General features: G+C 58.6%; 15 protein-coding genes. 7 read left to right on the forward strand and 8 right to left on the reverse strand.

The genetic code is table 11. The features are described 5' to 3' along the window. Window positions 1-57 precede the first annotated feature (57 nt). The gene (locus FFB58_RS13305; protein ID WP_138370117.1) at window positions 58-2,442 is read left to right on the forward strand and encodes a family 20 glycosylhydrolase; all 2,385 of its coding nucleotides are present in this window, start codon (window positions 58-60) and stop codon (window positions 2,440-2,442) included. A 119-nt stretch (window positions 2,443-2,561) separates the two neighbouring features. Here the strand turns inward: FFB58_RS13305 and gbpA are convergent, their stop codons facing one another. The 5 genes from gbpA to FFB58_RS13330 form a co-directional block, all read right to left on the reverse strand. After that, the gene (gbpA, locus tag FFB58_RS13310) at window positions 2,562-4,013 is read right to left on the reverse strand and encodes an N-acetylglucosamine-binding protein GbpA (protein WP_138370118.1); all 1,452 of its coding nucleotides are present in this window, start codon (window positions 4,011-4,013) and stop codon (window positions 2,562-2,564) included. Window positions 4,014-4,196: 183 nt separating this feature from the next. After that, complete coding sequence (ridA, locus tag FFB58_RS13315) at window positions 4,197-4,583, reverse strand: 2-iminobutanoate/2-iminopropanoate deaminase (protein ID WP_039030594.1); 387 nt, start codon at window positions 4,581-4,583, stop codon at window positions 4,197-4,199. 72 nt (window positions 4,584-4,655) lie between these two features. Next, on the reverse strand, window positions 4,656-5,117 hold the full coding sequence (gene pyrI, locus FFB58_RS13320) for an aspartate carbamoyltransferase regulatory subunit (RefSeq protein WP_039030593.1): 462 nt from the start codon (window positions 5,115-5,117) through the stop codon (window positions 4,656-4,658). A gap of 12 nt (window positions 5,118-5,129) precedes the next feature. Next, complete coding sequence (gene pyrB / locus FFB58_RS13325; RefSeq protein WP_138370119.1) at window positions 5,130-6,062, reverse strand: aspartate carbamoyltransferase; 933 nt, start codon at window positions 6,060-6,062, stop codon at window positions 5,130-5,132. A gap of 34 nt (window positions 6,063-6,096) precedes the next feature. Next, window positions 6,097-6,201, reverse strand: coding sequence for a pyrBI operon leader peptide (locus FFB58_RS13330; protein WP_138370120.1), 105 nt, complete (start codon window positions 6,199-6,201; stop codon window positions 6,097-6,099). A 203-nt stretch (window positions 6,202-6,404) separates the two neighbouring features. Here FFB58_RS13330 and FFB58_RS13335 point away from each other — a divergent pair, with 203 nt between their 5' ends. The 5 genes from FFB58_RS13335 (at window position 6,405) to FFB58_RS13355 (ending at window position 13,289) form a co-directional block, all read left to right on the forward strand. Beyond that, window positions 6,405-6,857 (forward strand): YhcH/YjgK/YiaL family protein, encoded by a 453-nt coding sequence (locus FFB58_RS13335; RefSeq protein ID WP_138370121.1) that lies wholly within the window; start codon window positions 6,405-6,407, stop codon window positions 6,855-6,857. A gap of 303 nt (window positions 6,858-7,160) precedes the next feature. Then, complete coding sequence (locus tag FFB58_RS13340) at window positions 7,161-8,069, forward strand: dihydrodipicolinate synthase family protein (RefSeq protein ID WP_138370122.1); 909 nt, start codon at window positions 7,161-7,163, stop codon at window positions 8,067-8,069. 15 nt (window positions 8,070-8,084) lie between these two features. Then, on the forward strand, window positions 8,085-10,052 hold the full coding sequence (gene yagF / locus FFB58_RS13345) for a xylonate dehydratase YagF (protein WP_138370123.1): 1,968 nt from the start codon (window positions 8,085-8,087) through the stop codon (window positions 10,050-10,052). A gap of 228 nt (window positions 10,053-10,280) precedes the next feature. Then, window positions 10,281-11,663, forward strand: a complete 1,383-nt coding sequence (locus FFB58_RS13350; protein WP_138370124.1) for an MFS transporter — start codon at window positions 10,281-10,283, stop codon at window positions 11,661-11,663. A gap of 12 nt (window positions 11,664-11,675) precedes the next feature. Then, complete coding sequence (locus FFB58_RS13355) at window positions 11,676-13,289, forward strand: glycoside hydrolase family 43 protein (RefSeq protein WP_138370125.1); 1,614 nt, start codon at window positions 11,676-11,678, stop codon at window positions 13,287-13,289. A 4-nt stretch (window positions 13,290-13,293) separates the two neighbouring features. Here the strand turns inward: FFB58_RS13355 and FFB58_RS13360 are convergent, their stop codons facing one another. The 3 genes from FFB58_RS13360 to FFB58_RS23075 all read right to left on the reverse strand — a co-directional run bounded on the left by FFB58_RS13360 (window position 13,294) and on the right by FFB58_RS23075 (window position 15,227). Then, the gene (locus tag FFB58_RS13360) at window positions 13,294-14,052 is read right to left on the reverse strand and encodes an IclR family transcriptional regulator (RefSeq protein WP_039030588.1); all 759 of its coding nucleotides are present in this window, start codon (window positions 14,050-14,052) and stop codon (window positions 13,294-13,296) included. 105 nt (window positions 14,053-14,157) lie between these two features. Further along, entirely contained in the window at window positions 14,158-15,162 is a 1,005-nt protein-coding gene (gene argF / locus FFB58_RS13365) for an ornithine carbamoyltransferase (RefSeq protein WP_138370126.1), read from the reverse strand. Further along, window positions 15,132-15,227, reverse strand: a complete 96-nt coding sequence (locus FFB58_RS23075; RefSeq protein ID WP_231568142.1) for a hypothetical protein — start codon at window positions 15,225-15,227, stop codon at window positions 15,132-15,134. Before FFB58_RS23075 ends, argF begins: the two co-directional genes overlap by 31 nt. 99 nt (window positions 15,228-15,326) lie before the next feature. Here FFB58_RS23075 and rraB point away from each other — a divergent pair, with 99 nt between their 5' ends. Beyond that, window positions 15,327-15,752: a ribonuclease E inhibitor RraB gene (rraB, locus tag FFB58_RS13370; protein WP_039030585.1), complete on the forward strand. Its 426-nt coding sequence runs from the start codon at window positions 15,327-15,329 to the stop codon at window positions 15,750-15,752. The last annotated feature ends 9 nt before the right edge of the window (window positions 15,753-15,761 follow it).

Below are 15,761 nucleotides of genomic sequence, written 5' to 3' on the forward strand. Positions count from 1 at the left end.
GCGCACATGTTAACAGAATGTTTTGCCTTTTTTCGGCCCGTCAAATAAGGAACATTCATGTTACGGTACAGCCTCTTAACCGCCGGGCTTATGCTCGGCTTTTCCGCGTTTGCCGCCCCGGCAGGCGATCTCCCTCTGATGCCCTGGCCTGCGAAAGTGGAACGTCCTGCCACCCAGGGGGCGCTGGTCATCAACAATAATTTCCAGGTCAGCGTCGCCGGGGACGATCTCGGCGATGCGGTTGCCCGTCTGCGCCAGCGCGTGGCGCTGCAAACCGGCTGGACGCTCCAGCCTCAGGCGGATAAGCCGGAAAAACCGACCGTCACCATCGCCATCGCCCGTAAGGTGGCCCCGCTACCGAAACCGGACAGCGATGAAAGCTATAAGCTCACCGTCGACGCCAGCGGGGTTTCAATTGCCGCCAATACCCGTTTCGGCGCGCTGCGGGGGATGGAAACCCTGCTCCAGCTGATCCAGAACGGTTCAGAAAATACCTCTCTGCCATGGGTCGCCATTGAGGATGCCCCGCGCTTCCCGTGGCGCGGCCTGCTGCTCGACTCCGCCCGCCACTTTATTCCGCTGGATGACATCAAACGCCAGATCGACGGCATGGCGGCGGCGAAGCTCAACGTGCTGCACTGGCACTTAACCGACGATCAGGGCTGGCGATTTGCCTCGAAGCGCTACCCGAAACTGACCGAACTTGCCAGCGACGGGCTGTTCTACACCCAGGATCAGATGCGCGACGTGGTGCGCTACGCCACCGCGCGTGGCGTTCGCGTGGTGCCGGAAATTGACATGCCAGGCCATGCGTCGGCCATCGCCGTGGCCTATCCGGAGCTGATGAGCGCCCCGGGGCCGTACCAGATGGAGCGCCACTGGGGCGTGCTCAAGCCGGTAATGGATCCTACCAAAGAGGCCACCTACGCCTTTGCCGGGGCGATGATCGCCGAACTGGCGGCGATCTTCCCGGATCCCTATCTGCACATCGGCGGCGATGAGGTGGACGACACCCAGTGGAAAAATAACCCGGCCATCCAGCAGTTTATGCGCGACAACAAGCTGGCCGACAGCCACGCGCTGCAGGCGTACTTCAACCGCAAGCTGGAGACGATCCTCGAAAAAAACCAGCGCCAGATGGTGGGCTGGGATGAGATCTACCACCCGGATCTGCCGAAAAGCATTCTGATCCAGTCCTGGCAGGGGCAGGACGCGCTGGGTGAGGTGGCAAAAAAAGGCTACAAGGGGATCCTCTCGACGGGCTTTTACCTCGATCAGCCCCAGTACACGGCCTATCACTACCGCAATGAGATCGTGCCGCAGGGGCTGAACAATGTGGACGTCATTACCGACAGCGACAGCGCCCAGAGCTGGTCATTCACCCTGCCGCGCCTGAAGGGCAAGCCGGTGGAGGGCAGCTTCACGCTGGTGAAAGGCGAGGCGGGCTGGCGCGGCTTTATCGATTTCAGCGGCAAATCCCGGCGGGCGGTGCAGAATATCGAATGGCGCAGCGACAACCAGGTGAGCTTCACCGTGGACACCTGGATGGGGGAGACTCGTCCGGTGGTGACGGTGAAAGACGACAAGATCGACGGCTATTTCCTGCTCGGCAACAGCCGTTACCCGGTGACAGGCCAGCGGCTGGACGCGGTGCCGGAAGGGATCGCCCCGGCGGTGCCGGATGCCAGCCAGCAGGCCAATCTGCTGGGCGGCGAGGCGGCGCTGTGGGCGGAAAACGTCTCTGCGCCGGTGCTGGATATTAAGCTCTGGCCGCGGGCGTTTGCGGTGGCGGAGCGGCTGTGGTCGGCCCAGGAGGTGAACGATATCGACAACATGTACACCCGCCTGCAGGCGATGGACAGCTGGTCGACGGTATCGGTGGGGCTGCAGCAGCATGCCCGCCAGCAGGTGCAGTTCACGCGGCTCGGCAACACCACCGACACGCTGGCGCTGACGATCCTCGCCCAGGCGCTGGAGCCTGCGCAGTATTACACCCGTAACCATCTCAAGTTCCAGGCCGGGAATTACGATCTGTTTGAGCCGCTGAACCGCCTGGCCGACGCGCTATCGCCGGAGAGCAATACGGTGCGGCAGATGAACCACTGGGTGGAACGGCTGGTGAGCGATGCCGAAGACAGCGAAAGCGCGGAGTCGCTGCGCCATCTGTTTAGCCGCTGGCAGACCAACACTCCGGACGCGCTGGCGCTGGCTGAAAACAGCTATCAGCTGAAAGCGATCAAACCGGTGATTCAGACGGTGGATAAGCTGGCGACGATTGGGCTGCGCTTAACGGATCTGGTGGCGCGTCAGGGAACGCTGGATGATACGGAGATTGCGTCGATTCAGGGCGAGCTGGATAAAGCGGCGCAGATTCAGGATGAAGTGGTGATTGCGGCGGTGTATCCGCTGGAGAAACTGCTGCGCGCAACGCGCAATCAGTAAAAAAACGCCCGGTGGCGGCTTCGCCTTACCGGGCCTGGAAAACCTGCATAATTCTGCGGTCACGTAGGCCGGGCAAGCGAAGCGCCGCCCGGCACACAGACCGCACAATCCTCAACGTATTACTTCAGAGTCCACGCCATCTGCCAGTGAGAACCGACACCCGGTTCGAACTGGTTAGAGCCAGCGGAATACTGCACGCAGTAGCCGCTGTATGGCGCTTTCTTACACTGGTAAGTTTTGCCATTTTTCGGCTGCAGTACCACGGTGCCTGCCTTGTAGGAAGAGAGGTTCTGCGGGAAGGTATAGTCGTATTTACCCGCGGTATCGGATGACGCTTCGTTTTCCAGCATCATATCGATCACATCCTGGGCGAACAGCACGCCATCTTTGTTGGTGGCGAAGTATTTCAGCATGTGGTGGCCGGCAGTCACGTCAGTCAGGTTCATGGTCACGTCCTGGTTGGCGTTGTTCATGTCCTGCTTCAGGTAGCCTTTTTCCGCACCCGCGTGGTTTAACGCACTGGCTTCCAGGCTGACATCACCCTGGGTGTTCACGTGGAAGGTTACGGTTGCTGCGCCGTTCTTGATTTTGGAGAACTGCACGTTGGTGACGGCGATGTTTTCGCTCACCTGCGCCTGCTGCTCTTCATAGGAGATCGCTACGGATTTCAGCGTGCTGCCATCTTTCACATAGACGTTGTTCGCGCCGTGAACCGGGTTCACCACGCCGCTTTCGTCCTTCACACCGACACGGACATCGCTGTGCGCGGCGTTAATCGCCTGCGCCAGATCGAAGGACCACTGGCTTGCCTGACCCTGGGATGCAGAAGCCACGGTCAGTTCGGTACGCATGGAGGCGACTTCGCCGTTAGCATCGAAGAAGCGGGCAATGATTTTATCGCCTGCATTCACGTTATTCCCGGCGATCTGGCCGTCCAGGGTTTTCGTCCACTCGGATACCTGAGCCGGAGTCTCATCGTCAGGGATCACGTTGCCGCCGTTACCGAAATCAACGTCGATAGCCTGGTAGAAACTGTTAGTGGTATCTGCAATTTCCCATACCGCGTAAATAACCTGGTAGCCGGTACGCTGTGGCACGTTACAGGTCATATCCTGACGAACAGCTGGCGTCTGGCCATTACCGTTAACGGTACAGAATGGTGTGGATTCAAATTGATCGCGGGTCAGCGGTTTATTAGGATTCCAGTCTTGTTTAGTAATATACCAGCGCCAGTTGGTGGTTTTATGCGGAGCGGTGTGATACCAGGTAAATTTATTCGCACCCGCAGTAATAGGCGTTTTAGTCCAGGCGTTCATGCTCTGGCGATCGAGCTGGGAATACTGGGAGATACCGGCGCTGGCCAGCTGACCATCTGGCGGCAGTGCGCCAGTCGGGAAGCCAGATGTGCGTTCTACACTCTGTGGTTCATATTGTACAGAACCGCAATCGATATTCTTACCGAGCTTACACATATAGGCACGGCTGGCCGGAGTATCAACATAACCATGCGCTAAAGCCGATGAAGCAACCGTGAGTGTGGCAAGTGCCAACGCAATTTTAGACAGTTTCATTTTTATTCCATTAAAGAGGGGATTAATTATTTAGGCAGGGCTAGTCTCCTCTGGAATAAAAAATTAATCATTTCAGGCGGCGGCGAAAAATAACGGTGAAAATGCTTGAAGAATATTATTTGCTGTGTATTCAGAAAATAAAAAAGGCAGCCGAAGCTGCCTTTAACTTTTCAAAATCAATAATTAGCGGCGCACGGCGATCGCTTCGATTTCGATTTTCACGTCTTTTGGCAGACGCGCCACTTCCACGCAGGAGCGCGCCGGGAAGCTGGCGTTATGCTCGGTGAAGAAGGCTTCGTATGTAGCGTTAACGGTGGCGAAGTCGTTGAGATCTTTTACGAATACCGTTGTTTTAACGATATCGCCCACTTTCAGGCCAGCGGATTCGACGATCGCTTTGACGTTTTCCAGCGACTGACGCGCCTGAGCGGAGACGTCTTCCGGCACTTCACCGGTTTTTGGGTTTACCGGGATCTGGCCGGAGGTGATGATCATGCTGCCAAGATCAACGCCCTGAACGTATGGGCCGATTGCTGCAGGTGCATTTTCCGTCGCGAGTACTTTGGTCATGATTTCTCCTGAATAACAGCGTTATGAATGTCCCGGCCATTATAAAGAGCCGGGAAGGCATTACCACCGGGATTAGTTGGCCAGCACCACATTGTGGGAAAACTCTTTTTCACAGTATTTGCATTTGAGCGCGATGTCATCGGCGCGTTTTTTCACTGCAAAACTGGAATTTACCGGCTCAGCGTGGCTGATGCAGTTGCTGTTCGGACACACCAGCACGCTCTCAATGCGCTCCGGCAGGCTCGGGCGGGATTTACCCACCACTTCGTAGTCGTCGATACGGTTGACGGTGGCTTCCGGGGCGTACAGCGACAGCTGGTTTACCTGCTCGTCGGTCAGGAAGGTGTTTTCGATTTTAATCAGGTCTTTACGGCCCATCTCGCCGGAAGGCAGGTTCAGGCCGATGGTGATGCGCTGGTCGGTTTCGGTCAGTTTGAACAGGGTCAGCAGCTTAAAGCCCACCTGCGCGGGGATGTGGTCAATTACGGTGCCGCGTTTGATGGCTTCGACCTGGAGTTTGTTATCGTGTGTCATTGTCATTTCCCCTTACAGAGCTAAATCGCGATTCAGAACCAGTGCCAGTAACGCCTGGCGGGCGAAGATGCCATTCCCGGCCTGCTGGAAGTACCAGGCGTGCGGCGTCTTATCCACGTCGGTGGTGATCTCATCGATACGCGGCAGCGGGTGCAGCACCTTCATGTTGTTGCGTGCGCCTTCGAGGTCGCTGGCGCGCAGAACGAACTGCGCCTTGACGTTGGCGTACTCCGACGGATCCAGACGCTCTTTCTGCACGCGGGTCATATAGAGAATATCCACGTCGCCCATCACCTCTTCGATGCTGGCGTGCAGGCTCCACTGAATGCCTTTCTCATCCAGCATATCGAGGATGTACTGCGGCATCGCCAGCGCGTCCGGGGCGATAAAGTAAAAGCGGTTGCCGTTGAATTTCGCCAGCGCCTGGGTCAGGGAGTGGACGGTACGGCCATATTTCAGGTCGCCGACCATGGCGATGTTCAGGTTCTCAAGCGTGCCCTGGGTCTCCTGAATGGTGAACAGATCCAGCAGGGTCTGGGTCGGATGCTGGTTTGCCCCGTCACCGGCGTTCAGCACCGGAATACCGCCGGAAAACTCGGTTGCCAGACGGGCCGCGCCCTCCTGCGGGTGACGCATCACGATAGCGTCGACGTAGGTGCTGATCACCGAGATGGTGTCCGCCAGGGTTTCGCCTTTTTTGCCAAGCGACGTGTTGCTGCTGTCGGAGAAGCCCACCACGCTTGCGCCCAGGCGGTGAATGGAGGTCTCAAACGACAGGCGGGTACGGGTGGAGGCTTCGAAGAAGCAGCTGGCGATCACCTTGTGCTTCAGCAGCTCCGGTTGCGGATTGGCTTTCAGTTTTGCCGCGGTTGCCAGAACCAGCTCCAGCTCTTCACGGCTGAGGTCGTTGATGGAAATGATGTGTTTTTGATAAAGCGGATTCATTTTTCTCTCCTGACGCCGGGCAAAAAAAAGCCCCTCAAATGAGGGGCTTCTGGAATAGGGATTGCAACGGGAAGAAAAACGGCAGGCCAGCGTCTGATTTAAGACGCGCTGGGGCACTCTGTCGTACATGTTTGAGCATGCTTCCTCCTGGCAAATTGTGGGGCATTATACGCAGCCTGAATCATCGATCAAGCGAATAATGCACACTTTACGCAACGTAAAGGTTTCCGCATGCATGGTTATGCGCAAGAGCAAATCCCCACTAAAAAGTGGTGGTATGGCAGCTGAAATTCTCGTATAAAAGTTGAAAATGAAACGGTGTTTTATAATGAGGATTTAAACATGATCGTTGGCAACATCCACAACCTCCAGTCCTGGCTGCCGCAAGCGCTGCGTCAGGCGATCGAACACGTTAAAGCGCATGTGACAGACGCCACGCCGACCGGCAAACACGACATCGACGGCAACAACCTGTTCTATCTGGTTTCTGAAGACATGACCCAGCCGTTCGCCGAGCGTCGCGCGGAGTATCACGCCCGCTATCTGGACATTCAGATCGTGCTGAAAGGCCAGGAGGGGATGACCTTCAGCACCTTGCCAAACGGCACGCCGGACACCGACTGGCTGGCGGACAAAGACATCGCGTTTCTGCCGGAAGGCGAGCAGGAAAAAACTGTGGTGCTGAGTGAAGGCGATTTCGTGGTCTTCTATCCGGGCGAAGTCCACAAGCCGCTGTGCGCGGTAGGCAACCCGGCGCAGGTGCGCAAGGTGGTGGTGAAGATGTTGGTAGGGTAAATACCCTTCACCATCACCCCTCACCCTAACCCTCTCCCCAGAGGGGAGAGGGGACTGCACGGTGCGGTCTTTTACCCCTCGGCCCTTTGGGGAGAGGGGACTGCACGGTGCGGTCTTTTCCCCCTCGCCCCTATGGGGAGAGGGTCGGGGTGAGGGGAAAAAAAATTTGTGATCCAGCTTAAATTTCCCGCACTCCCTGTTCTCCTCTCATTTACCTGCGCTTTTTCTGCGTCATAGTATGATCGTTAAATAAACGAACACTGTTCTATAATGTAGAACAAAATGATTCAGCAAGGAGATCTCATGCAGCAGACCGTGCAGTTCTCGGGCATTATTCCCCCTGTCTCCACCATTTTCACCGCCGACGGCAAGCTGGATAAACCCGGCAGCGCTGCGCTCATCGACCATATGATCGACGCCGGTGTCGATGGCCTGTTCTTCCTGGGCAGCGGCGGCGAGTTTTCGCAGCTCAACACCGCCGAGCGCAAAGCGATCGCCGAATTTGCCATCGCCCACGTGAACCGTCGCGTGCCGGTGCTGATCGGTACCGGGGGCACTAACGCCCGGGAAACTATCGAGCTGAGCCAGCACGCCCAGCAGGCGGGCGCCGACGGCATCGTGGTGATCAACCCCTACTACTGGAAAGTGTCTGAAGCGAACCTGATCCGCTACTTTGAACAGGTGGCCGACAGCGTGACCCTGCCTGTGATCCTCTATAACTTCCCGGCGCTGACCGGGCAGGATCTGACCCCGCAGCTGGTCAAAACCCTGGTGGACTCCCGGGCCAATATCGTCGGGATCAAAGACACTATCGATTCCGTGGCCCATCTGCGCAGCATGGTGCTTACCGTTAAAGCGGCGCATCCGAACTTTGTGGTGCTGTGCGGCTACGACGATCACCTGTTCAACACCCTGCTGCTGGGCGGCGACGGGGCGATCTCCGCCAGCGGTAACTTCGCGCCGCAGGTGTCGGTCAAACTGCTGCAGGCGTTCCGCGACGGCGACCTGGCCCGGGCGGCGCAGTATCATCAAACCATGCTGCAAATTCCGCAGATGTATCAGCTGGATACACCGTTTGTGAACGTGATTAAAGAGGCGATTGCCCTCTGCGTACGCCCGGTCTCCACCCACGTGCTGCCGCCAGCCGGTCCGCTGAACGACGCGCGCAAGGCGCAGCTGAAAACGCTGCTGCAACAGCTCAAGCTCTGCTGAAGCCGGAAGGTCACGATGTCGATAGAAACCATTTTTACCCCGCAGGATGACGCCTTCTATTCGGTGATCACCCACGCGGCCGGGCCGCAGGGGGCGCTGCCCCTGACCCCGCAGATGCTGATGGAATCCCCCAGCGGCAATCTGTTTGGCATGACGCAAAACGCCGGAATGGGCTGGGATGCGAATAAGCTCACCGGCAAAGAGGTGCTGATTATCTGCACCCAGGGCGGGATCCGCGCCGGAGATGGCCGCCCGGTCGCGCTGGGTTACCACACCGGCCACTGGGAGATTGGCCTGCAGATGCAGGCGGCGGCAAAAGAGATCACCCGCAACGGCGGGATCCCCTTTGCCGCCTTCGTCAGCGATCCCTGCGATGGCCGCTCCCAGGGCACCCACGGGATGTTTGACTCCCTGCCGTACCGCAACGATGCGGCAATCGTGTTTCGCCGTCTGATCCGCTCCCTGCCCACGCGCCGGGCGGTGATTGGCGTCGCCACCTGCGACAAAGGCCTGCCCGCCACCATGATCGCCCTGGCCGCGATGCACAACCTGCCGACCATTCTGGTGCCGGGTGGTGCCACGCTGCCGCCGACGTTCGGCGAAGATGCGGGTAAAGTGCAGACCATCGGCGCGCGGTACGCTAACCATGAACTCTCTTTGCAGGAGGCCGCCGAGCTGGGCTGTCGCGCCTGCGCCTCGCCGGGCGGCGGCTGTCAGTTCCTCGGCACCGCAGGCACCTCACAGGTGGTGGCCGAAGCCTTAGGCCTGGCATTGCCGCACTCGGCGCTGGCGCCGTCAGGCCAGGACGTGTGGCTGGAGATCTCCCGCCAGTCCGCCCGGGCGGTATTTGAGCTGGATAACCGCGGCATCACCACCCGGGATATTCTCACCGATAAAGCGATTGAGAACGCGATGGTGATCCACGCCGCGTTCGGGGGCTCCACCAACCTGCTGCTGCACATACCGGCCATCGCCCACGCGGCGGGCTGCACCATTCCTGACGTGGAGCACTGGACGCGGATCAACCGCAAAGTGCCACGACTGGTGAGCGTCCTGCCGAACGGGCCGGATTATCACCCGACGGTGCGGGCGTTCCTCGCGGGCGGCGTGCCGGAGGTGATGCTCCATCTGCGCGATCTCGGCCTGCTGCATCTGGATGCCATGACCGTTACCGGTCAGACGGTGGGGGAAAACCTCGACTGGTGGCAGGCCTCTGAACGGCGGGAACGCTTCCGCCAGTGCCTGCGCGAGCAGGACGGCGTTGAACCGGATGACGTGATCCTGCCGCCGGAGCGCGCTAAAGCCCGCGGGCTCACCTCCACGGTGGCCTTCCCGATGGGTAACATCGCCCCGGAAGGCTCGGTGATCAAGGCCACGGCCATCGACCCGTCGGTGGTGGGGGAGGACGGCGTCTACCGTCACACCGGCCGGGCGCGGGTGTTTGTCTCGGAAGCCCGGGCGATCAAGGCGATCAAAAGCGGCGAGATTGAGCAGGGCGACATCATGGTGGTGATCGGCGGCGGGCCGTCCGGTACTGGCATGGAAGAGACCTACCAGCTGACCTCGGCGCTGAAACACATCTCCTGGGGTAAAACGGTGTCGCTGATCACCGATGCCCGCTTCTCGGGCGTCTCCACCGGGGCCTGTTTTGGTCACGTCGCCCCCGAAGCGCTGGCCGGCGGGCCGATTGGCAAGCTGCGGGACAACGACATTATCGAAATTGCGGTGGACCGTCTGGCCCTGACCGGCAGCGTGAATTTTATCGGCACGGCACAGGTACCGCTCACCCCGCTGGAGGGGGCGATGGAGCTGGCCCGTCGTGAGCCGCACCCTGATCTGCACGCCCATGAATTTTTACCGGACGATACGCGCCTGTGGGCCGCATTACAGTCGGTCAGCGGCGGCACCTGGAAAGGCTGTATTTACGACACCGATAAAATCATTGAGGTAATTAACGCCGGCAAAAAAGCGCTCGGACTTTAATTATATTTATCACTTTTGTCGTCTGCGGAAATATTCCGCGGACGGCTTTGTTGTGTCTGTTATTAATTACCTAAAAACAGATATTTACCTTATTTCGAGGAGTATCACAAAAGCAAAATAACGTAATTCAGAAACAAGATATGACCATTGCTGGTTAATTGAACAGCTCATTACACTCTATTAACACGATGTTGTGAATTCAGCACACTAAATAAGGGTGTATTTCTGATGATGCAATTAACCATGAAAGATAAAATTGGCTACGGGCTGGGTGACACCGCCTGCGGCTTTGTCTGGCAGGCGACCATGTTCCTGCTCGCCTATTTCTACACCGATGTGTTTGGCTTATCGGCCGGGATTATGGGCACGCTGTTTTTGGTCTCCCGCGTGCTGGATGCGGTGACCGACCCGCTGATGGGGCTGCTGGTGGACCGCACCCGCACCCGCCACGGCCAGTTCCGCCCGTTCCTGCTGTGGGGGGCGATCCCGTTTGGCATCGTCTGCATGCTCACCTTCTACACCCCGGATTTCTCCGCCAACGGCAAAATTATTTACGCCTGCGTCACCTACATCCTGCTGACCCTGGTTTATACCTTCGTTAACGTGCCGTACTGCGCCATGCCGGGGGTGATCACCGCCGATCCGAAAGAGCGTCACGCCATGCAGTCGTGGCGATTCTTCCTTGCCGCAGCCGGATCGCTGGCGATCAGCGGTATTGCCCTGCCGCTGGTGGGGATCATCGGCAAAGGCAACGAACAGCTCGGCTACTTTGGCGCGATGTGCGTGCTGGGGCTCTGCGGCGTGGTGCTGCTCTACGTCTGCTTCTTCACCACCAAAGAGCGCTACACCTTTGAGGTGCAGCCGGGCTCGTCGGTGAAAAAAGATCTCAAGCTGCTGCTCGGCAACAGCCAGTGGCGGATCATGTGCGCCTTCAAGATGATGGCGACCTGTTCCAACGTCGTGCGCGGCGGGGCGACGCTCTACTTCGTGAAATATGTGATGGATCACCCGGAGATGGCGACCCAGTTCCTGCTCTACGGCAGCATCGCCACCATGTTTGGTTCGCTCTGCTCTTCGCGCCTGCTGGGCCGTTTCGACCGGGTGAAGGCCTTCAAATGGATCATCGTCGTTTACTCCCTGATCAGCCTGCTGATCTTCTTCACCCCGGCCGAACATATGGCCCTGATTTTCGCCCTCAACATCCTGTTCCTGTTCGTCTTTAACACCACCACGCCGCTGCAGTGGCTGATGGCCTCCGACGTGGTGGATTACGAAGAGAGCCGCAGCGGCCGTCGTCTGGACGGGCTGGTGTTCTCCACCTACCTGTTCAGCCTGAAGATCGGCCTGGCGATCGGCGGCGCGGTGGTGGGCTGGATCCTGGCGTACGTGAACTACTCCGCCAGCAACAGCGTGCAGCCGGTTGAGGTGTTAACCACCATCAAAATTCTGTTCTGCGTGGTGCCGGTGGTGCTCTACGTGGGCATGTTCACCATGCTGTCGTTCTATAAGCTCTCGGATGCGCGGGTGGAAGCCATCAGCAAGCAGTTACTCAAACATCGCGCGGCGCAGGGGGATGCGATCCCTGACGCGGCGACGGCGGCATCTCATTAAGCAGGAGGCACTATGTACACCATTACCAACCCGATCCTGACCGGCTTCAACCCTGACCCGTCGATGTGCCGTCAGGGTGAGGATTACTACATCGCCACCTCGACCTTTGAGTGGTTCCCGGGCGTGCGTATTTACCACTCCCGCGATCTGAAAAACTGGCGGCTGGTGAGCACCCCGCTGGATCGCGTGTCGATGCTGGATATGAAGGGCAACCCGGACTCCGGCGGCATCTGGGCGCCGTGCCTGAGCTACGCCGACGGACAGTTCTGGCTGCTCTATACCGATGTGAAAATTGTCGATTCCCCGTGGAAAAACGGGCGCAACTTCCTGGTGACCGCCCCCTCCATCGAGGGGCCGTGGAGCGAGCCGATCCCGATGGGCAACGGCGGGTTCGATCCCTCGCTGTTCCATGACGACGATGGCCGCAAATACTACCTCTACCGCCCGTGGGGGCCGCGCCACCACAGCAATCCGCATAACACCATCGTGATACAGGAGTTTGATCCGCAGACCCGCACGCTGTCGCCCGAGCGGAAAACCCTCTTCACCGGCACGCCGCTGTGCTACACCGAAGGGGCGCATCTCTACCGCAAAGAGGGCTGGTACTATCTGCTGGTCGCCGAGGGCGGCACCAGCTACGAGCACGCGGTGGTGGTGCTGCGGGCCAGAAACATCGACGGGCCTTATGAGCTGCACCCCGATGTGACGATGATGACCAGCTGGCACCTGCCGGAAAATCCACTGCAAAAAAGCGGCCACGGCTCGCTTCTGGAAACCCACACCGGCGAGTGGTATATGGCGTATCTCACCAGCCGCCCCCAGCGCCTGCCTGGCATTCCGCTGCTGGCCTCCGGCGGGCGGGGCTACTGCTCCCTGGGGCGTGAGACGGGGATCGCGCGCATCGAATGGCGCGACGGCTGGCCATACGTCGAAGGGGGGAAACATGGCCAGGTGACGGTGCCGGGCCCGCAGATGACCGAGAGCGCAGCCGTGACGCAGGACGCCTGGCGGGACGACTTCGACGGCGAGCGCCTCGACCCGGAGCTGCAGACGTTGCGTATTCCGTTCGACGACTCACTTGGCTCGCTGCGGGCGCGTAAAGGCTTCCTGCGGCTGTACGGCAACGACTCGCTTAACTCGACCTTTACCCAGTCCACCGTGGCGCGCCGCTGGCAGCACGTCGCCTTTCGCGCCGAGACGCGCATGGCGTTTTCGCCGCGTCACTTCCAGCAGAGCGCCGGGTTAACCTGCTACTACAACAGCAAAAACTGGAGCTACTGCTTTGTCGATTATGAGGAGGGGATGGGCAGAACCCTGAAGGTTATCCAGCTCGACCACAACGTGCCGTCGTGGCCGCTGCACGAGCAGCCGATCCCGGTACCGGATGAGGCGCAAAGTGTGTGGCTGCGGGTGGATGTCGATCGTCTGGTCTACCGCTACAGCTACTCCTTTGACGGCGAGACGTGGCAGACCGTGCCCGTCACCTATGAGGCGTGGAAGCTGTCGGATGACTATATCGGCGGACGTGGATTCTTTACCGGGGCCTTTGTCGGGCTGCACTGCGAAGATATCAGCGGCGACGGGTGCCACGCCGACTTCGACTACTTCACCTACGAGCCGGTATAACGGCTCAGGCCGGGTAGCCCAGCGCGCGTGAGAGCTGGCGCCCGGCCTCCTGCAGCTGCTCGCGAAAGCGGGCCAGTTCCTCGTCGTCCACGCGGGAGGTTAAGGTCGACAGGCTCAGGGCGGCGATGACCCGGGACTCATGGTTACGCACCGGCACCGACACGCAGCGCACCCCCTGTTCGTTCTCTTCGCTGTCCAGGGCATAGCCCTGCTCGCGGGTTTGCGCCAGCGCGGCCAGCAGCGCCTCGCGGGAGGCCAGCGTCGCCGGAGTAAAGGTGGTGTACTGATAGCCTTCCAGCAGGGTATTCAGCTCGGCGTCGCTCAGCCAGGCGATCAGCACTTTGCCGATGGCGGTGGCATGCACCGGCAGGCGACGGCCAATGCGCGAGTAGGCGATGGCCGCCAGCTTGCCTTCAATCTTTTCGATATAGACCCCTTCGCGCCCGTCCAGAATGCCCAGATGGGTGGTCTGCCCGGTGCGCTCCGACAGCTCGGTCAGAAAATGCTTCGCCTTCTGGCGAATATCCATGGTGCTCACCACGAAGTGACCGCGCTCGACCAGCTTCATGCCCGGGCGATATTTGCCGTTCTCCGGGTTCTGATCGATATAGCCGTGCAGCTGCAGGGTTTTGAGCAGCGAGTGAAGGGTGCTTTTACTCAGGCCCATCTGTTTACTGATGTCGGTGATTTTAAGTTCCGTCGCCTGTTCGTTAAACAGATCGAGGATCTGTAAGGCACGTTCAACAGATTGAATAATAGGCATGAGATCGGCTTATCCGCGCTGGAATTAAGGCGAAAACGTACCTTTTTTGGGCAGGAAAATCAATTTGTTCCCTCTCCCCGGAGGGAGAGGTCAGGGCACGAAAAACTACTTCCCAAGCGTCGCTACCATCACTGCCTTAATGGTGTGCATGCGGTTTTCAGCCTGATCAAATACCACGCTTGCCGCAGATTCAAATACCTCGTCCGTCACTTCCATCCCGCCGTGCAGATCGAACTCTTTCGCCATCTGCTTGCCGAGCGTCGTCTGGTCGTCGTGGAACGCTGGCAGACAGTGCAGGAACTTGACGTCCGGGTTGCCGGTGAGCGCCATCATCTGGGCATTCACCTGATAGCCACGCAGCAGGGCGATACGCTCGGCCCACTTCTCTTTGGCTTCGCCCATTGACACCCACACGTCGGTGTAGATAAAGTTCGCGCCCTTCGCGCCTGCCGCCACGTCTTCCGTCAGGGTGATTTTGCCGCCGTTCTTTTCTGCCAGCGCGCTGCACTCTGCTACCAGGCTCGCTTCCGGCCAGCAGGCTTTGGGCGCAACCAGACGCAGATCCAGCCCGGTGAGCGCCGCCGCTTCCAGCATCGAGTTACCCATGTTGTTACGCGCATCGCCGGTATAGACCAGCACCATCTCGTTAAACGCCTTGCCCGGCAGATGCTCCTGCATGGTGAGCAGGTCCGCCAGCAGCTGGGTCGGATGGAACTCGTTGGTCAGCCCGTTCCACACCGGCACACCGGCAAATTCCGCCAGGGTTTCGACAACGTCCTGGCCATGACCGCGATACTGAATGCCGTCGTACATCCGGCCCAGCACGCGAGCGGTATCTTTAATTGATTCTTTATGCCCAATCTGGCTGCCGCTCGGCCCGAGATAAGTGACGCGTGCGCCCTGGTCAAATGCGGCAACTTCGAAAGAGCATCGGGTGCGGGTCGAGTCTTTTTCGAAGATGAGCGCGATGTTTTTGCCAGTAAGCTTCTGTACTTCAGTGCCTTTTTTCTTATCGGACTTCAGCTGTGCCGACAGCGCAAGCAGGGACGTGATTTGTGCAGGGGTAAAATCGAGCAATTTCAGGAAGTGTTTTTTATACAGTTCAGACATTTTATCCTCACATGGCAAAGGCCACTTATTGAATTAAAATTCACTTTATAAGTATTAATATTCACTTGCAACCCCGTTTCACAAATCTTTCTTACAAAGGTGGAGGCAAACACATCCGTGTGTGAAAATAGAAGTATCTGCCGCACTTTAAAGAGGAACGAGCCATGGCAAACCCAGAACTGCTGGAAGAACAGCGCGAAGAGACGCGACTGATTATTGAAGAACTGCTGGAAGACGGCAGCGATCCGGATGCGCTGTACACCATCGAGCATCATTTCTCTGCGGATGATTTCGAAGCGCTGGAAAAGCTGGCGGTTGAAGCGTTCCGCCTGGGTTACGAAGTGACGGAGCCGGAAGAGCTGGAAGTGGAAGAGGGCGACACTGTCATCTGCTGCGATATCCTGAGCGAAGGCGCGCTGAAGGCAGAGCTGATCGACGCCCAGGTTGAACAGCTGATGGACCTGGCCGAACGTTTTGAAGTGGAATACGACGGCTGGGGCACCTACTTCGAAGACCCGAACGGCGAAGAGGGTGACGACGAAGACGACGAAGATTTCATCGACGAAGATGACGACGGCGTGCGTCACTAAGTGTTATTT

It is taken from the genome of Enterobacter sp. MF024 (assembly GCF_005843915.1).
GTDB lineage: Bacteria > Pseudomonadota > Gammaproteobacteria > Enterobacterales > Enterobacteriaceae > Enterobacter > Enterobacter barmai.